Source organism: Synechococcus sp. N26, assembly GCF_900473975.1.
Classification (GTDB): Bacteria; Cyanobacteriota; Cyanobacteriia; order PCC-6307; family Cyanobiaceae; genus Parasynechococcus.
On record NZ_UCNM01000002.1, the window covers coordinates 393,471 to 410,825 of the forward strand.

The following is a 17,355-nucleotide window of genomic DNA, read 5'->3' on the forward strand; positions in this document are numbered from 1 at the left end:
TCAGCCGGTTTCCTCGCCCAGAAACTCCAGGATCTCCCGGTCTTTGAGGTTCTGGGCCTCACCGCGGCACACCTCCCGTAGGGCCCGGCCTTCCGCTACTTCCCGAAGGCAGCGCTGCAGGTTGCCCACGGTGCTTTCCAGTTCATCGATCCGCTCCATCAGGTTGCGGATCACGTTGGCTTCGGCATCCGGCAGGGCCGAGTGAGCCAGTGGGTTGATTCGTACACCGCTCTGGTGGATCACCCTTCCAGGGATGCCCACAACGGTGCAGTCGCTCTCTACGTCGCGCACCACCACGGAGCCTGCGCCGATGCGGGTGTTAGTGCCGATCGTGATCGCACCTAGCACCTTGGCGCCAGCGCCCACCACCACGTTTTCCGCCAGGGTGGGGTGGCGCTTGCCGTGCTCCTTGCCCGTGCCCCCCAGGGTCACCCCTTGGTAGAGCAGGCAACGGTTGCCAATTTCGGCGGTTTCTCCAATCACCACCCCCATGCCGTGGTCGATGAACACGCTGTGGCCGATGCGGGCGCCGGGGTGGATTTCGATGCCGGTGAGGCCCCGGCCGATCTGGCTGAGGCAGCGGGCGGCAAGCTTTAGTGGTAAGTGGCAAGTCCAGAGCCGGTGGCTGATCCGGTGCAGGCTGATGGCCTGGAAACCGGGATAGCAGCACACGATTTCCAGCCAGCCGCGGGCAGCCGGATCACGCTCGCGGATGATCGCGAGGTCGGCACGGATGTGATCAAACATCGCAGAGTTGTCAGCTGGCGGCCGCCGGGATCTGCAGGCCGATCTCCTTGCGGAGCAGATCGATCGTATCGGTGCTGAGGTAGCTCTCGGCGCAATGCACCTGAGGCATGCGCATCAGCTGGGAACGGTTCTGGCGCAGGCTCTGTTCCACCAGGGGCAGGCTGGGCCGATCACAGAGCACGTGGCTGGAGGCCCGCAGCAGGGCTAACAGGCGGCTGCCCACATCGGGAGTGGCGGTCATCAGCAGCAACTCGTTGCCGCGCATCGAGTGGAGAATCACCTCTGCAGCCCGCAGGATGCCGGGGCTGATGCTCACGAGGCCCACACAGCTGCCAGGCCGGAGTTCCTTGAGCATGGCCAGCTCCTGGCGGAAGTCGTTGAGGTCCACGGCCACGGCGCGGACGCTGTGCTTCTTGGCCAGCTCCTCCACCGGTTGGAGGAAATAGCGGCTGGTCACCACCGTGCCGTTGCTGGAATTCTCCAGCACGCTCTCCAGCTCCTCCATCGGCACCACTTCCACTGGCACATCCAGGCAGGGCTCAAGCTCTTCAGCTATCAGCATTGAGGCGCCGATGTCTTCCCGCGGCGTGCTTACTAGCACGCGGGCGCCGCAGCGCAGCCGCCAGTCGATCTCCCGGGTCAGCAGTTCCCGGGTTTGCTGCAGGGTACAGCCGGCATTGAGCAGGCCATCCACGCACTTGCGTACCTCCCGGTCGAGATCGGTGACGCCCCGATTGCGGATGTGCGGTGGCGTTTTGATTTCCCGGGGCTTTTGCTGGTCACGCACGTAGATGCCGGAGCCGGCCATGGCTTCCACCACGCCATCGGTTTCCAGTTGGCGGTACACCTTGCTGATCGTGTTGCGATGCAAGCCGGTTTGCATGGCCAGCTGGCGGGTGCTGGGCAAGCGATGCCCCGGCGGGTAATGCCGCGCTGCGATGGCGAAGCAGATCTGGTTGTAAAGCTGCGTCGACGCCGGAATGTCGCTTTCCTGTTGGATATGGAATCGCACGCCGGTGGGACAGGTCTGAATGCGGCCACCATACGGAGCGAACTGCTTGGTGACAATTGGGGGTGTGTCCTAAGCAGTTATGGAAACTTCTGGTTCGCGCGGCGGTGCTTGGGTCGACGTTCTGAATGGCCCCGTTCGCCTGCGGTGCTGGTGGACAGAGCCTCAGGATCAAGTGAGCGATATTGATCTAAAACCGTGCAGAAATCGTGTCTATATTGTGCTACCCGAGGTGTTCGGGCTTAACGCCTGGGTGCGCAGCGTGGCCGATCGCCTGGCTGCCCAGGGGTACCCGGCCCTTGCGGTGCCGTTGTTTGCCCGCACGGCTCCTGATCTGGAGTTGGCCTACGACGCCTCCGATCTGGCTGAAGGACGCCGCCATAAGGACGCCACCACCAGTGAGCAGATCCTTTCTGATGTCGCCGCAGCGGTGAGCTGGTTCAGGCCCCGTTACCCCCAGGCCGCCATCCATGTGGTGGGCTTCTGTTTCGGGGGGCATGCCGCTTTTCTTGCAGCCACGCTGCCCGGGGTTGAGCACGCCTTTAATTTTTACGGTGCCGGTGTGAGCCGAATGCGACCTGGTGGTGGTGAGCCCTCTTTGGCCCTGCTGCCTGAGATAAAGTCGCGGCTCACCTGTGTCTTCGGTACGGCTGATCCGCTGATCCCTTCCGAGGATCGCGAAGCCATAGGGGCCGCCTTGAGCAAGGTTGATTCCGCTGGCCAGCGCTTGCGCGTTGTGGAGTCTGCCGGTGCCGACCACGGCTTCATGTGCGAAGCCCGCAGCGCTTTCAATCCCCAGGCCTCAGCCCAGGGATGGCGCTTGCTGCTGGCTGGCGACGCTGAGGCTTAGCTCTGGGGGCTGGTCACTTTGGCGGCGGTGGGCTTTGGCGGTGCGGGGATGGTGCGCACGGCCTTGTTGGCGGCCTGCTCCTTCTCCTCTTTTTTCACCAACGGCGTCTTGCGTGGTGTGAGGAACATGATCATGTTTCGGCCTTCCCGCTTGGGCGCCTGCTGGATCTCGGCCTTTTCCTCAAGATCTTTGGCCATGCGCCGCAGCAGGGTTTCGGCCAGCGCCGTGTGCTGAATCTCACGGCCGCGGAAAATCACGGTGCACTTCACCTTGTCGCCCGCCTTGAGGAAGCGCTGGGCCTGACCGATCCGCACGTCGTAATCGTGCTGATCGATTTTGTAGCGCATCTTGACCTCCTTAACTTCGGTCTGGTGCGACTTCTTCTTGGCCTCTTTGGCTTTCTTTTCCTGCTCGAACTTGAATTTGCCGTAGTCCATGATCCGGCAGACCGGGGGGTCAGCCTTCTCGCTCACCAGCACCAGATCCAGTTCCCGGTCGCGGGCCACATCCAGGGCTTCTTCGCGGCTGATCACGCCCAGCTGAGCGCCGTCTGAGTCGACCACCCGCAACTGGGGGTAGTTGATCCGGTCGTTGATGTTGGGCAGCTCCCGAACCGGGGCACGACGGTCAAAACGGGGACGTGGGGGCATTCAGGCGGTGACGGGGACAGGTGCAGACAACTTCGCTTAATACAACGTCTGCATCCTTCACCTTAGATGTTGCTCGATCAACGTCATGGCATCCGTCAGCGTTGCCTGGTCGGCCAGCCAATAGGGGTTGTGCTGACGCCGGAACCAGGTGCGTTGGCGTTTGGCGAACTGGCGGGTTCGTTGGCTGGTGATCCTCACCGCATCTGCGGTGCTCAGGCTGCCGCCGATCACCTGCAGCGCTTCGCTGTAGCCGATGGTCTGAAGCAGCGGCAGATCAGCGCCGTAGCGCTCGCTCAGCCGCCGGGTCTCCTCCACCAGCCCATCGCGGTACAGCTGCTCGGTGCGTTGCTGGATGCGCTGGCGCAGGTTGGCGGGGTTGAGGCCCAGTTCCAGCACCCGCCAGGGCGGAGGCGTGGCTGTGGCCTGGCGGCTCATCGGTTGCCCGGAGGCGTAGAGCACTTCCAGGGCGCGCTGGGTGCGCACCGCATCAGCCGGGGCGATTTTGGCGGCGGCCTTGGGGTCAGCAGCCTGCAGCAAGGGGTGGCAGATGCCCTGGCCCAAGGCTTTCAGCTGCCGGCGCAGCTGCGGCTGGGGTGCCACGGCCGGAGGCTGAAGGCCACTGGTGAGGGCCTTGAGATACAGCCCGCTGCCGCCCACCAGCAACGCCCCGCCCCGCTGCTCCAGAGCGGCGTCGATGCAAGGGGTTGCGATCGCCAGAAACTCCTGCAGCGTGATCGGCTGATCGGGCGTGCGCAGGTCCAGCAGATGGTGCGGCACCCGCGCCTGTTGCTCAGCCGTGGGCTTGGCGGTTCCGATGTCCATCTCTCGATAGAGCTGGCGGGAATCCACGTTGATCACCGGCAGATCTAGCCGTTCGGCGATGTCCAGCGCCAGGGCGGTTTTGCCGCTGGCGGTGGGCCCGAGCAGGGTGATCACCAGGGGGTGGGAGCTGTTCAAAAGGGTGAGGGGGTGCAGCCCGGCGTGAAATGGGCGCTGAGAGGCCTCTGCAAGCCTCTATAGACAGCCGGTGGTAGATTGACATTGTCAGGTCGAGGTTTAGAGCCGTTGTGCCCGCCCATGACCCGGTTTCCTGGCTTGAGACTTTTTGAATGAGCGACGCTTCCAAGGTCCAGAACGCCTACGGCGCCGAGCAGATTCAGGTGCTGGAGGGGCTTGAGCCCGTACGCAAGCGCCCGGGCATGTACATCGGCTCCACAGGACCGCGGGGCCTGCACCATCTGGTGTACGAAGTTGTTGATAACTCGGTTGATGAAGCCCTGGCGGGCCATTGCGACCGCATTGTTGTTGTGCTGGGGGAAGACGGTTCCGCCTCGGTGAGCGACAACGGCCGCGGCATTCCCACCGATGTGCACCCGCGCACCGGCAAGAGCGCCCTGGAGACGGTTCTCACTGTGTTGCATGCCGGCGGCAAGTTTGGAGCTGGTGGTTACAAGGTGTCCGGCGGACTGCATGGCGTTGGCGTATCGGTGGTGAATGCCCTGAGCGAATGGGTGCAGGTGACGGTGCGCCGTCAGGGCCAGGTGCATCGCCAGCGCTTTGAGCGCGGCGCGGCCATCGGGGCGCTGGCGTCGGAGTCGCAGCCCGCAGCGGAGTCCGGTGAGACCGGCACCACCGTCTGCTTTAAGCCTGACTTTGAAATCTTTACCGGCGGCATCGTCTTCGACTACGCCACCCTCTCGGCCCGTTTGAGGGAGCTGGCCTACCTCAACGGTGGTGTGCGGATCGTGTTCCGCGATGAGCGGGAGTCGGCCCGGGATGAGGAGGGGAACCCCCATGAAGAGACCTACTTCTACGAAGGCGGCATAAAGGAATACGTTGCCTACATGAATAAGGAGAAGGACGCCCTTCATCCGGAAATCATTTATGTGAATTCCGAGAAGGACGGTGTTCAGGTGGAGGCAGCCCTGCAGTGGTGCTCCGATGCCTACTCCGACAGCATCCTCGGCTTTGCCAACAACATCCGCACCGTGGATGGCGGCACCCATATCGAGGGCCTGAAGACGGTGCTCACCCGCACCCTCAATGCGTTTGCCAAGAAGCTGGGCAAACGCAAGGAATCCGATTCCAACTTGGCGGGGGAGAACATCCGCGAAGGCCTGACGGCGGTGCTCTCGGTGAAGGTGCCGGAACCGGAATTTGAGGGTCAAACCAAGACCAAGCTCGGCAACACCGAGGTGCGCGGCATTGTCGACAACCTGGTGGGTGAAGCCCTTAGCCAGTTCCTTGAGTTCAATCCCTCCGTGATCGGCCTGATCCTGGAGAAGGCGATCCAGGCCTTCAATGCCGCTGAAGCCGCCCGCCGGGCACGCGAACTGGTGCGACGCAAGAGTGTTTTGGAGAGCTCAACCCTGCCCGGAAAACTGGCTGATTGCAGCTCCCGCGACCCTGGCGAATCCGAGATCTACATCGTTGAGGGTGACTCCGCTGGTGGCTCCGCCAAGCAGGGCCGCGACCGTCGCTTCCAAGCGATCCTGCCGCTGCGGGGCAAGATCCTCAACATCGAAAAGACCGACGACGCCAAGATCTACAAGAACACGGAGATCCAGGCCCTGATCACCGCCCTGGGCCTGGGGATCAAGGGGGAGGACTTCGACGTGAAGAACCTCCGCTACCACCGGGTCGTGATCATGACCGACGCAGACGTGGACGGCGCCCACATCCGCACACTGCTTCTCACCTTCTTTTACCGCTACCAGAAAGAGCTTGTGGAGCGCGGCTACATCTACATCGCCTGTCCGCCGCTCTACAAAGTGGAGCGCGGTAAGAACCACACCTACTGCTACAACGAGGGCGATCTGCAGAAGACCCTGGAGGGCTTCGGCGAGAAGGCCAATTACACGATCCAGCGCTTCAAGGGTCTTGGCGAAATGATGCCCAAGCAGCTCTGGGAAACCACCATGGATCCCACCACGCGCACGATGAAGCGGGTCGAGATCGAAGACGCTCTCGAAGCTGATCGCATCTTCACGATCCTCATGGGCGACAAGGTTGCTCCTCGCCGGGAATTCATCGAGACCCACAGCGCCGAGCTGGACATGGCAGCCCTTGACATTTGATGGGGCCTGTTCTGCGTTGGAGCTGGCTGTTGGGGGTGGCTTTGATGGCCCCCGCTGCCTTGCCTGCCGGTGGTGCTGATCGGCGTCAACCGCAGCCCCGTCGCCGCGCTGCCTCCGGGCCCTTGCATACGGCCACCGACCAACCTCTTCGGCTGAGCCCCCTGGCAGTGGCTCCCCGGCTGAGCACCCTCAAGGCAGGATCCTCCCTGCGGCTGCTGCGGCGTTGGTCCGCCGCCGATGGCCAAGACTGGCTGCACGTTCAAACCCTTTCGGGAGTTCAACGCCGTGGCTGGCTCCGCGCCTGAAGTGGTTCTGGTGGGTCTGGGAGCGATCCCCGGGGCCTGGCTGCGCTTGAAAGTGGTCAACCACTTTCAGCCCATGGTGCCGAAGAAACACTGGGGCACCTTCCTGGTGAATGTGGTGGCTTGTTTCGCCCTGGGCCTGGTGCTGGCGCTCAATGAAACCTGTTCGGCCAGCACAGGCATTGCCCTGCTGATGGGGGTGGGCTTTTTTGGCAGCCTCAGCACTTTTTCCACCTTCGCCGTTGAGCTGCTCAACGAGCTGCGGGCCTGCCAGGCGCTGACGGCGCTGGTGTTGGCGCTTGCCTCAATCGGAGCCGGCTTGCTGGCCTCTGCCGTGGGTTATGCACTGGGGACCCATGCTTGAAACCAAACCCAGCCTGCAACTTGAACTGCAGGAGTTGTTGCTTGTTGGTGTCGGTGCTGTGCCCGGAGCCTTGCTGCGCTGGCAGGTGGCTTTGCATCTGGGGGATCAGAACCTGCTGGTGAATGTTCTCGGAGCTGCCCTGTTGGGCTTGTTGGCCGGGCTACCCGCCGCACCACGGCGTCAGTTGCTGCTTGGCATTGGCTTCTGCGGCTCGCTCACCACCTTCAGCAGCTGGATGCTGGCGGCGATGCAGCACCTCAGCGCCGGTGATTGGGCCGCTGCATTGGGCTTGATCGGGCTGACTCTTGGGCTGGGGCTCGGGGCTGCAGGGCTTGGGTTCTGGTGCGGGCGCCGCTTCAGCAACTGATCCGTTCTGGATGTTCTTTTACGTCAATCACACGACGCGCTTTGCCCACAACACCGGGATCCAGCGCTGTGTGCGACTGACGGCTCGGGCCTTGCTCGAGCTGGGCATGCCGCTACGGCCGGTCTGCTGGCAGCAAGATCAGGGCTTTGTGCTGGCGACTCCAGCTCAACTTCGACATCTGGAACGTTGGAACGGGCCGCCTGTGGATGCATGGACCCTTGATCTCGATTCGGCCATCGAGCCGGCTTGGCTCCTTGTGGTCGAACTTGTTCGAAGCCGTGTCGGGCCGTCCGTTGATGAGTTGACCCGTGCCGCGAGGACGCTTGGGCTCAAGGTGGCGTGGGTGTTTCATGACGCCATCCCCATTCGTTTGGCCCATCTGTATGGGGGGCAGAACTCAATGGCAGCGCGATCCCATGGGGATTACATGCGTGGCCTGGCACGTGCTGATCGGGTTCTGGCCAATTCCCTCACCACGGCGGACCATCTCCGCAGTTTCCTCAAGCAGGAGCAGCTGCCCTTCGCCCACGTTCAGGGGCTTCCCTTGGCGCAAGCCTGTCCAGGGACTCAGCGGGTCTGCAACATGGACCTCCATCAACCGGAGCAGCCTCTGCGGCTTCTTTGTGTTGGATCGTTGGAAACGCGCAAAAACCATCGCACGCTGCTGAAGGCCTTGGCCTGGCTGCTGGCGTTTGAGGAAAAGGCAGTGGATTTGCGAATTGTTGGATGGGCCAACGACCCTGCAATCGCAGCGTTGGTCGAGCGTGCGATTTCTCTGGGGCTGCCTGTCGACTGGATCCGTGAGGCCGACGATGACCGCCTCAATCAGCTGTATGCCTGGGCGCAGTTCACGGTTTACCCCTCGATCGAGGAGGGGTTCGGCCTGCCCGTCGCCGAAAGCCTCTGGCACGGCCGTGGCTGCCTGTGCAGCGGTAATGGTGCCCTCGGAGAACTGGCCGCAGAGGGTGGATGCCTGACGGTGGACACCCGCAGCTGGCGATCGTTGGCGGCGGCCATGGCTTCCCTGCTGGCCTTTCCTAATCGCGTGGTCGATCTCAACAAAGCTGCTCAGCAGCGACCGCTTCGAACCTGGTCGGATTACGGCCAGCAGTTGCTGGCCGCATTGGAGCTGCGCTGATCAGGCCGCCAGAGCTGCCTCAATCGCCGACTTGAGATCTTCAGGGGTGACGCCGCTCTTGAAGCGGGCGATCACCGTGCCGTCCTTGCCCACCAGGAACTTCTCGAAATTCCACTCCACATCACCAGCGGGATCCATCTGATTGAGGGTGGTGTAGGGCTCTGTGGTGCTCCCTTTGGCGTGCACCTTCTCGAACAGTTCGAAGTCAGCGCCGTAGGTGGTGGAGCAGAAGCTCTTGATTTCCTCAAGGCTGCCGGGCTCCTGGGCGCCGAAGTCGTTGCAGGGGAAACCCAGCACCGCCAGGCCCTTGGCGGCGTAGGCCTCTTTCAGGGCCTGCAGACCGGCGTACTGCTTGGTGAAGCCACAGCGGCTGGCGACGTTCACGATCAGCAGCACCTTGCCGGCGTAGTCACCCAGGGACTTGCTGCTGCCGTCGGGGGTGGTGACGGAGACGGAACTGACGCTGATCGCCATGGTGGAACAGGGATGGAGCGCAGAGATTAACCGGCTCGAACGGCCATACACTGGGCTCCCGGCCGGAGGAGCATGACGGAGGCATCGGGGCTGAGCAGTTCTGGCGTGAGCGTGGAGCCCGAGTTGCTGGCCGAGGCGGTCTCCCATGAGCTCGCCGCGATGCTCCAGGCGGGCAATTACGACGCGGTGAAAGTGCTATTGGAACCGGTGCAGCCGGTGGATATCGCTGAAGCAATCGGCAACTTGCCGGCCAACCTGCAGGCGATTGCCTTTCGCCTGCTTGGCAAAGACGAAGCCATCAGCGTTTATGAGTACCTCGACGCCGCCACCCAGCAGAGCCTGCTGAGCCTGCTGCGTTCCGGTGAGATGCGTGATGTGGTGGAGGAGATGTCACCGGATGATCGCGCTCGTCTGTTTGAGGAACTGCCGGCCAAGGTGGTGCGCCAGCTGCTGAGCGAGCTCAGTCCTGACGAGCGCAAGGTGACCGCTGAATTGTTGGGTTACCGCTCCGAGACGGCGGGTCGCCTGATGACGACCGAATACATCGCCCTCAAGGAAAACCAGACCGCCGCTGTGGCGTTGGAAATCGTGCGGCGGCGTGCCCGCGACACCGAGACGATTTATTCCCTTTATGTCACCGATGCGGAGCGACGCCTCACCGGCATCCTCTCGCTCAGGGATCTGGTGACGGCAGACCCGCAGGCCCGCATCGGTGATGTGATGACGGAGGAGGTGCTCAGCGTCAGCACCGATACCGATCAGGAGAAGGTGGCCCGCACGATTCAGCGCTACGACTTTCTCGCCGTTCCCGTGGTGGATCTGGAACAGCGTCTCGTGGGCATCGTCACGGTGGACGACGTGATCGATGTGATCGAGCAGGAGGCCACCCGTGATCTCTACGCCGCTGGGGCGGTTCAGGCGGGCGATGACGACGACTACTTCAGCAGCAATCTGTTCACCGTTGCCCGGCGCCGCGTGGTGTGGCTGGCGGTGCTGGTGCTGGCCAGCTTTTTCACCTCAGAGGTGATCGCCGCCAATGAAGGGGTGCTGCAGCAGGTGGTGTTGTTGGCGGCGTTCATTCCCTTGCTCGGTGGCACCGGCGGCAACGTGGGGGCCCAGAGCTCCACGGTGGTGATCCGTGGTTTGAGCACTCAGAGCATTTCCAGCCTTGGACCTTTGCGGGCGATTGGCCGCGAAGCCATGGCTGGGGCGTTGCTGGGGGTGTTGATGCTGCTGCTGGTGGTTCCCTTTGCCTGGTGGCGCGGCGAAAGCGCACTGGTGGGACTCTCGGTGGGGATGAGCCTGCTGGCGATCACCACCCTGGCAGCCACGGCCGGCGCAGCGTTCCCACTGCTGTTTGACCGCATGGGCCTGGATCCGGCGCTGATGTCCACACCCTTCATCACCACCTGCACAGATGTGGCGGGAACGCTGATCTACTTGAAGACGGCGGGGTGGCTGCTGGTGCATCTGCCGCAGCTCGTGCAAGCCACAGGTATTTCTACCCATTTCTTCGCCTTCCGCGTTTTCTGAGAGCCTGTTTACGTTTCTTAGGAGTACGCTTCACATAACTAAAAGAAGCACTCCATGGCTCCGGCTGCGACCGCTGCTTCCAAGTCGAAGACTGCTGCCAAGACGGCTAAGGCCGTTACGGCCGACGTTGATCTGGTTCGCTCATATCTGCGCGACATTGGCCGCGTGCCGCTGCTGACCCACGAGCAGGAAATCACTCTGGGCCGCCAGGTGCAGGAGTTGATGGATCTGGAATCGCTCGAGTCCGAGCTTGAGAACAAGGCTGGTGAAAAGCCCAGTCGCGACCAGCTGGCCAAGGCGTCAGGGCTGTCTTCGATGCAGCTCAAGCGCAAGATGCAGCACGGCCGTCGCGCCAAGGAGCGGATGGTGGCCGCCAACCTCCGGCTGGTGGTGAGCGTGGCCAAGAAGTACACCAAGCGGAACATGGAACTTCTGGATCTCATCCAGGAAGGAACCATCGGCTTGGTGCGTGGAGTGGAGAAGTTCGACCCCACCCGCGGCTACAAATTCTCCACCTACGCCTATTGGTGGATTCGCCAGGGCATCACTCGGGCCATTGCGGAGAAGAGCCGCACGATCCGGTTGCCGATTCACATCACGGAGATGCTGAACAAGCTCAAGAAGGGTCAGCGGGAGTTGAGTCAGGAGCTGGGGCGCACACCCACCGTCACCGAGCTGGCCGAGTTCGTCGAGCTGCCGGAAGATGACGTCAAGGATCTGATGTGCCGTGCCCGTCAGCCCGTGAGCCTGGAGATGAAGGTTGGTGATGGCGACGACACCGAATTGCTGGAACTGCTCTCCGGCGATGGCGATCTGCCCAGTGATCAAGTGGAAGAAGATTGCTTAAAGGGTGATTTGCGCAGCCTCCTGGGCCAGTTGCCCCACCTGCAGGAGCAGGTGTTGCGCATGCGTTACGGCATGGATGGGGAAGACCCCATGAGCCTCACCGGCATCGGTCGGATCCTGGGCATGAGCCGCGACCGTGTTCGCAACCTTGAGCGTGATGGCCTGGCCGGTCTGCGCCGGGTGAGTCATCAGGTGGAGGCCTATGTCGCCTGTTGAGTTGATCTTGCGTTGATCAGCTGCTGAAGAACCGGATTTACCTGATCCGGTGCTTCGTCGTGGGGGCAATGGCCTGCGTTGTGAATCAGTGAAAGGGATTGAATGCAGTCCAATGTCTGCGCCCATCGCCCCGCTTCTGCGACTGGCTCCCAGGGATCCTGCTCACCCCAGATCAGATCCACGGGGGTCGACATCTCCGCCATTAACTGTGGGGCGAGATAGTCGTCAAACAGGTTGATGAAGCCGCGAAAGGCCTCAGCCGCACCCCGGCGTTGGGTCGGGTGAAACAGCAGATCCACCAGATCGTCGTCGATGTTGGCGCCACTGGGATAGGCCTGCTTCAACACACCGCGGATCACGCCGGGCCGTGCTGCATTGCGGAACAGCGCGGTGCTGAGCCAGCGCTGCCGCACCATCGTCTTCAGCAACGGTCGGATCCAGGCCATCCAGGCGGGTTGGGTGGACAATTGCTTGTCGTCCATTAAGCGCTGGGCGCAGTCGATCAGCACCACGCCCCGGCATCGTTCCCCCAGCAGTTGTGCGGCTCGTAGGGCAACGACCCCACCGATCGAGTTGCCTACCAGTCGCACTGGGCGATCGATCACTTGGCGGCAGAAGTCAGCCACCTGTTGGCCCCATAGATCAAAGCCGTAATGAACGGCATCCGCTGAAACGGGCTCATCCTTCAGGCGAGCCCGAGGCTGATCGCTGCGCCCGAAACCGAGCAGATCGATGGCGTAGGTGGGCAGCAGTTCGGCCAGCACCGGCTGGTTGAAGCGCCAATGGTTGGTGTTGGCCCCGAAGCCATGAATCAGCAGCACGGCCTCTTCGGCATTGGGGTCGCCCATCAGGCTCCAACCGATTGATCGCTCGTTCCAGCTCCAGAGGTTGTGGCTTGGGCTCACGCCTTGGTTTGCTGCGCCCGTGCATCCTGGCGACGGAATCACTTGGATGACGGTCGTTGCTCGGGCCCTGTTCTGACGCCAATCGCGAACCCATGGATGCGTTGACCGAGGCCGAAGCTGCTGTTCTATCGACAGCCTTGCTGGCTTGGTGGGAGCGGCATGGCCGCGACGGCATCCCCTGGAAGCAGTTGCCTGGTGGCGCGCGTCCAGCGCCGGAGCAGGATCTCGATCCCTACGGCATCTGGATCGCCGAGGTGATGCTGCAGCAGACCCAGCTGGCCGTGGCTCTCCCCTACTGGACGCGTTGGATGGAGGCGTTTCCCTCTGTCGAGAGCCTGGCTGCGGCGTCTCTGGATGTGGTGCGGCTGCAGTGGCAGGGCCTCGGTTATTACTCCCGGGTCCGCCGGCTGCATCAGGCGGCGCAGCTGTTGGTGGACCGATCCTGGCCCCGCACGTTGGAGGGCTGGATGGCCTTGCCGGGCATCGGTCGCACCACTGCCGGCAGCATCCTTTCCAGTGCGTTTAATGCACCGTTGCCGATTCTGGATGGCAACGTCAAACGGGTGCTGGCGCGATTGACGGCCCATCCGCGCCCACCGGCCCGTGACGACGCCTTGTTCTGGTGCTGGAGTGAGGCCCTGCTTGATCCGGTTCGGCCACGGGACACCAACCAGGCTTTGATGGATCTTGGGGCCACGCTTTGCACCCCCCGCCAGCCGGACTGCCACCGCTGCCCCTGGCAATCCCATTGCGCGGCCTACGGTGCCGGCGATCCTTGCCGCTGGCCCGTGACCGAAGCCCCCAAGCCCCTGCCCTTCCAGGTGATCGGAGTGGGGGTTGTGCTCAAGGCGGCCGGGGAGGTGTTGATTGACCAGCGCCTGGAGGAAGGCCTGCTGGGGGGGATGTGGGAGTTCCCCGGTGGCAAACAGGAGCAGGGCGAAACGATCGAAACCTGCATCGCCCGCGAGTTAAAGGAGGAGCTGGGCATTGCGGTGACGGTCGGCGCTGAACTGATCACCGTTGATCACGCCTACAGCCACAAGAAGCTGCGCTTCGTGGTGCATCTCTGCGACTGGGTCTCGGGGGAGCCGCAGCCCCTTGCCAGTCAGCAGGTGCGTTGGGTGCGGCCGGAGGACCTGGGGAATTACGCCTTTCCGGCCGCCAATGCTCGGATCATTGAGGCGTTGCTTGGCAGGTTGGAAAGCTCTGCCCACCCTTAGGGAAGGTTCTGATGCGGTCGGATGGCGCTTGGTTCCGTTGTCGTTTGTCTCGGTGAAGCCCTGATTGACCGGCTCGGTCCACCGGGTGGTGATCCGGCGGTGGATCGTCCGGTCGACGACCGTCTGGGAGGAGCGCCAGCAAATGTGGCCTCTGGCTTGGCCCGCCTGGAGACCCCCGTGGCCTTTGCCGGTCGACTGGGGCAGGACGCCATCGGTGAAGCCTTTTCCAGGTTGTTTGCTGAGCGTGGTGTCGACACCTCGCTCCTGCAGCGGGATGCCGAGCGTCCCAGTCGCATCGTGATGGTGCGCCGTGCGAGGGATGGGGAACGACAGTTTCAGGGCTTTGAAGGAGATCAGGGGGCCGGCTTTGCCGACCAGGCGTTGGAGCCGGTTGCCCTACCCCCGGCCCGATGGTTGTTGATTGGCACCCTTCCGTTGGCAGCACCAACGTCGGCTTCGGCTTTGTTGTCGGCCGTGCGCCAGGCCAGCAGCCAAGGCACGGCGATTGCCCTTGATGTGAATTGGCGTCCCACGTTCTGGGATGCCACCGCTGATCCCGCGGCGGGTCCGTCGGCTGCGGCGAAGGCTGCGATTCAACCGCTCCTGGACCAGGCGGCCCTGATCAAGCTGGCGCGGGAGGAGGCGCTCTGGTTGTTCAATACCGACGATCCCGGTGCGATCCAGCAGACCTTGACCCAGCGGCCGGATGTGGTGGTGACCGATGGCGCGGCCCCGGTGCGCTGGCAATTCGCTGACGACTCTGGTCAGCAGGTTGCCTTTCAGCCCCCCAGTGTCGTCGACACCACCGGTGCTGGTGATGCCTTCACGGCTGGGCTGTTGCACCGCTGGGCCGCCGCGCCCCAGGAGCGCATCCGTTTTGCTGCCGCCTGTGGTGCTTTGGTCTGCGGCGGGGCCGGTGGCATTGATCCTCAGCCCACGCAGGCTCAAGTCGAGGCCTTTCTTGGAGAGGTGAGCTGAGCGAGCCGCCCTTCGTCTTGATGGCGAAGCTCCAGGTGCCAGGCCTCGGCCAGATCGAGCCCCAGCCGTTCTGGCCACTCCACGGCCATCAACGCCCCGGTGGCGCTGGCTTCCTCCTCCTCCTGAAGAAACAGTTCATCGGCGGAGGCCGGTTGCTCCAGGCGATAGAGATCAAGGTGCACCAGTTGTGGTTCCCCCTGGGGGTAGTGCTGGGCCAGGGCAAAAGTGGGGCTGGTAATCGCCTCGCTGATCCCGAGGCCCTCGGCCAGGCCCTGTACCAATGATGTTTTGCCGGCGCCAAGGGGCCCGCTCAACAGGAGAATTGCTCCAGTCGGAAGCTCGCGCGCCAGCAATCGGCCCAGGGCCCGGGTCGTCTCAAGGGTCTCAAGAGCCCAGACATGCCCTGTAGAGTCCGGCTCAAGCGAGCCCGAAGCCTCGGCGTCTCTGCAGAGATTCAACTCCACGATTCATTAGGGAGCACCGAAACCATGGTGGCAGCGCCCACGTCCCCGGCTGAGCTGAAGCTCGGCGTTGATTGCGTTATTGCCGATATCAATCAGGCCGATTTCGGCCGCAAGGAGCTCGACATCGCCGAGACCGAGATGCCCGGTCTGATGGCGTTGCGCGAGAAATACGGCAGCGAGAAGCCTCTCAAGGGTGCCCGCATCGCCGGCTCCCTGCACATGACGATTCAGACCGCGGTTCTGATCGAGACCCTGGTGGAGTTGGGCGCCGAAGTGCGCTGGGCCTCCTGCAACATCTTCTCAACCCAGGATCATGCTGCTGCGGCCATTGCCGCCCAGGGCATCCCCGTGTTCGCCGTCAAAGGCGAGACCCTCGAGGAGTACTGGGACTACACCCACCGCATCCTTGAGTGGGGTGACGGCGGTTCTCCCAACATGATTCTGGACGACGGTGGTGATGCCACTGGTCTGGTGATGCTGGGCAGCAAGGCCGAGCAGGACATCACCGTTCTCGACAACCCCGGCAACGAAGAGGAGACCTTCCTGTTCGCTTCGATCAAGAAGAAGTTGGCCCAGGACCCCAGTTTTTATTCGCGCACCAAGGCTCAGATCCAGGGCGTGACCGAGGAGACCACCACAGGTGTGGCACGTCTGTACAAGATGCAGAAGAGCGGTGAGCTTCCCTTCCCCGCCATCAACGTCAACGACTCGGTCACCAAGAGCAAGTTCGACAATCTCTACGGCTGCCGCGAGTCACTGGTGGACAGCATCAAGCGCGCAACCGATGTGATGGTGGCGGGCAAGCAGGCCCTGGTCATCGGCTACGGCGATGTGGGCAAGGGTTCCGCCCAGTCCCTGCGCGGCCTTGGTGCCACCGTCTGCATTGCGGAAGTGGATCCCATCTGCGCCCTGCAGGCGGCCATGGAGGGCTACCGCGTCGTCCGTCTTGAGGACGTGGTCGAAGACATGGACATCTTCGTCACCGCCACCGGCAACTACCAGGTGATCCGCAACGAGCACCTGGTGAAGATGAAGGACGAAGCCATCGTCTGCAACATCGGCCACTTCGACAATGAGATCGATGTCGCCTCGCTCAAGAAGTACGCGTGGGAGAACATCAAGCCGCAGGTGGACCACATCACCCTGCCCAGCGGCAACAAAATCATCCTTTTGGCGGAAGGCCGCCTGGTGAATCTGGGCTGCGCCACCGGCCACCCCAGCTTTGTGATGAGCAACTCCTTCACCAACCAAGTGCTGGCTCAGATCGAGCTGTTCACCAAGGGCGATGAGTACGCCAAGGAGGTGTACGTACTGCCCAAGCATCTCGATGAGATGGTGGCTCGCCTTCACCTCGGTCGTATCGGCGCCAAGCTCACCGAGCTCAGCAAAGATCAGGCCGACTACATCAATGTGCCCGTGGAAGGCCCCTACAAGCCGGACCACTACCGCTACTGATCACGATCCTGCGGATCGGAATCTGATTCTCACGGCCTCATGGAAGACTTGCGCCATCAAGCGCAGTCTCCATGGGGCTTTCTGATCTGATCACACAGCTGCCGGAGTTGATTGGCCAGGCGGTGGAGGCGAACCAGGGGCTGGGTTACACCGCGATCTTCGCGGCGATGTTTCTCGAGAATCTGTTTCCGCCGATCCCGTCCGAGTTGATCATGCCCCTCGGGGGCTTCTATGTGCAGCAGGGTCAGCTGGATCTGGTGCCTGTGGTGCTGGCCGGTTTGCTGGGCACGGTGCTCGGTGCTCTGCCCTGGTACGGGATTGGCCGTTTGATCAATGAGGAACGCATCGAAGCCTGGCTCCAGCGCCACGGGCGCTGGATCGGCATCAGTGCCGATGAGCTGGCCCGCAGCCGCCGCTGGTTCAGCCGCTACGGCACCGCCCTGGTGTTCTGGGGCCGCTTGGTGCCTGGCATTCGCACGCTGATTTCCGTTCCAGCCGGCATTGAAATGATGCCGATGGCGCCGTTCCTGGTCTGGACCACTGCTGGCAGTTTGATCTGGACAGCCCTGCTCACCGTGGCCGGCATGGTTCTTGGAGAGGGCTACAGCAATGTTGAGCTCTGGATTGATCCTGTTTCCAAGGCTGTGAAGGTGTTGCTGGTCGTGGCGGTGCTGGCGGGTGCGATCTGGTTGGGTCTGCGCATCTGGCGCCGGCGTCAGTCGTCCGACTGACCACCGGCGCTGAGGCCTCGCTCGGGCAG

Annotated in this window: 19 protein-coding genes; 12 read left to right on the forward strand and 7 right to left on the reverse strand. The window is 62.7% G+C overall.

Features of this window, described 5'->3' with window-relative positions; all coding sequences use genetic code 11:
* Complete coding sequence (gene cysE / locus DXY33_RS01940; RefSeq protein ID WP_115131520.1) at positions 1-747, reverse strand: serine O-acetyltransferase; 747 nt, start codon at positions 745-747, stop codon at positions 1-3.
* Between the two features lie 10 nt (positions 748-757).
* A complete protein-coding gene (locus DXY33_RS01945) occupies positions 758-1,759 on the reverse strand; it encodes a GntR family transcriptional regulator (protein ID WP_038556721.1) in 1,002 nt (333 codons plus the stop codon).
* A gap of 79 nt (positions 1,760-1,838) precedes the next feature.
* Between DXY33_RS01945 and DXY33_RS01950 the strand changes: the two genes are divergently transcribed.
* A complete protein-coding gene (locus DXY33_RS01950; protein ID WP_170950901.1) occupies positions 1,839-2,606 on the forward strand; it encodes a dienelactone hydrolase family protein in 768 nt (255 codons plus the stop codon).
* On the opposite strand, the gene infC is transcribed toward DXY33_RS01950, so the two are convergent.
* Together infC and miaA are read right to left on the reverse strand one after the other, a co-directional pair.
* The gene (gene infC / locus DXY33_RS01955) at positions 2,603-3,256 is read right to left on the reverse strand and encodes a translation initiation factor IF-3 (protein WP_115131521.1); all 654 of its coding nucleotides are present in this window, start codon (positions 3,254-3,256) and stop codon (positions 2,603-2,605) included. The genes DXY33_RS01950 and infC overlap by 4 nt on opposite strands.
* Before the next feature lie 57 nt (positions 3,257-3,313).
* A complete protein-coding gene (gene miaA, locus DXY33_RS01960) occupies positions 3,314-4,213 on the reverse strand; it encodes a tRNA (adenosine(37)-N6)-dimethylallyltransferase MiaA (RefSeq protein ID WP_115131522.1) in 900 nt (299 codons plus the stop codon).
* 152 nt (positions 4,214-4,365) lie between these two features.
* On the opposite strand from miaA, the gene gyrB reads away from it, so the two are divergent.
* Genes gyrB through DXY33_RS01985 form a run of 5 tightly spaced genes read left to right on the forward strand, consistent with a single transcriptional unit; the run spans position 4,366 to position 8,504 of the window.
* Positions 4,366-6,333, forward strand: a complete 1,968-nt coding sequence (gene gyrB / locus DXY33_RS01965) for a DNA topoisomerase (ATP-hydrolyzing) subunit B (protein WP_115131523.1) — start codon at positions 4,366-4,368, stop codon at positions 6,331-6,333.
* A complete protein-coding gene (locus DXY33_RS01970; protein WP_115131524.1) occupies positions 6,333-6,638 on the forward strand; it encodes an SH3 domain-containing protein in 306 nt (101 codons plus the stop codon). Before gyrB ends, DXY33_RS01970 begins: the two co-directional genes overlap by 1 nt.
* Positions 6,619-6,999, forward strand: a complete 381-nt coding sequence (locus tag DXY33_RS01975; RefSeq protein ID WP_115131525.1) for a CrcB family protein — start codon at positions 6,619-6,621, stop codon at positions 6,997-6,999. Before DXY33_RS01970 ends, DXY33_RS01975 begins: the two co-directional genes overlap by 20 nt.
* Complete coding sequence (locus DXY33_RS01980; RefSeq protein ID WP_115131657.1) at positions 6,992-7,366, forward strand: CrcB family protein; 375 nt, start codon at positions 6,992-6,994, stop codon at positions 7,364-7,366. The genes DXY33_RS01975 and DXY33_RS01980 overlap by 8 nt, the downstream gene beginning before the upstream one ends.
* 10 nt (positions 7,367-7,376) lie before the next feature.
* A complete protein-coding gene (locus tag DXY33_RS01985; RefSeq protein WP_115131526.1) occupies positions 7,377-8,504 on the forward strand; it encodes a glycosyltransferase in 1,128 nt (375 codons plus the stop codon).
* Here DXY33_RS01985 and DXY33_RS01990 read toward each other — a convergent pair whose 3' ends face one another.
* Entirely contained in the window at positions 8,505-8,978 is a 474-nt protein-coding gene (locus tag DXY33_RS01990) for a glutathione peroxidase (RefSeq protein ID WP_115131527.1), read from the reverse strand.
* A gap of 72 nt (positions 8,979-9,050) precedes the next feature.
* Here DXY33_RS01990 and mgtE point away from each other — a divergent pair, with 72 nt between their 5' ends.
* Entirely contained in the window at positions 9,051-10,511 is a 1,461-nt protein-coding gene (gene mgtE, locus DXY33_RS01995) for a magnesium transporter (protein ID WP_115131528.1), read from the forward strand.
* Between the two features lie 54 nt (positions 10,512-10,565).
* The gene (locus tag DXY33_RS02000) at positions 10,566-11,573 is read left to right on the forward strand and encodes an RpoD/SigA family RNA polymerase sigma factor (RefSeq protein WP_115131529.1); all 1,008 of its coding nucleotides are present in this window, start codon (positions 10,566-10,568) and stop codon (positions 11,571-11,573) included.
* On the opposite strand, the gene DXY33_RS02005 is transcribed toward DXY33_RS02000, so the two are convergent.
* Positions 11,558-12,478, reverse strand: coding sequence for an alpha/beta fold hydrolase (locus DXY33_RS02005; protein ID WP_115131530.1), 921 nt, complete (start codon positions 12,476-12,478; stop codon positions 11,558-11,560). The two genes, DXY33_RS02000 and DXY33_RS02005, sit on opposite strands and share 16 nt — an antisense overlap.
* 92 nt (positions 12,479-12,570) lie before the next feature.
* Between DXY33_RS02005 and mutT the strand changes: the two genes are divergently transcribed.
* On the forward strand, positions 12,571-13,698 hold the full coding sequence (gene mutT, locus DXY33_RS02010) for an 8-oxo-dGTP diphosphatase MutT (protein ID WP_115131658.1): 1,128 nt from the start codon (positions 12,571-12,573) through the stop codon (positions 13,696-13,698).
* Positions 13,699-13,719: 21 nt separating this feature from the next.
* The gene (locus tag DXY33_RS02015) at positions 13,720-14,676 is read left to right on the forward strand and encodes a carbohydrate kinase (protein ID WP_115131531.1); all 957 of its coding nucleotides are present in this window, start codon (positions 13,720-13,722) and stop codon (positions 14,674-14,676) included.
* Here the strand turns inward: DXY33_RS02015 and tsaE are convergent.
* Positions 14,643-15,134: a tRNA (adenosine(37)-N6)-threonylcarbamoyltransferase complex ATPase subunit type 1 TsaE gene (tsaE, locus tag DXY33_RS02020; RefSeq protein ID WP_115009971.1), complete on the reverse strand. Its 492-nt coding sequence runs from the start codon at positions 15,132-15,134 to the stop codon at positions 14,643-14,645. The genes DXY33_RS02015 and tsaE overlap by 34 nt on opposite strands.
* A 30-nt stretch (positions 15,135-15,164) precedes the next feature.
* On the opposite strand from tsaE, the gene ahcY reads away from it, so the two are divergent.
* Complete coding sequence (gene ahcY, locus DXY33_RS02025; protein WP_115131532.1) at positions 15,165-16,595, forward strand: adenosylhomocysteinase; 1,431 nt, start codon at positions 15,165-15,167, stop codon at positions 16,593-16,595.
* 71 nt (positions 16,596-16,666) lie between these two features.
* Positions 16,667-17,326, forward strand: a complete 660-nt coding sequence (locus DXY33_RS02030; RefSeq protein ID WP_115131533.1) for a DedA family protein — start codon at positions 16,667-16,669, stop codon at positions 17,324-17,326.
* Positions 17,327-17,355 lie beyond the last annotated feature (29 nt).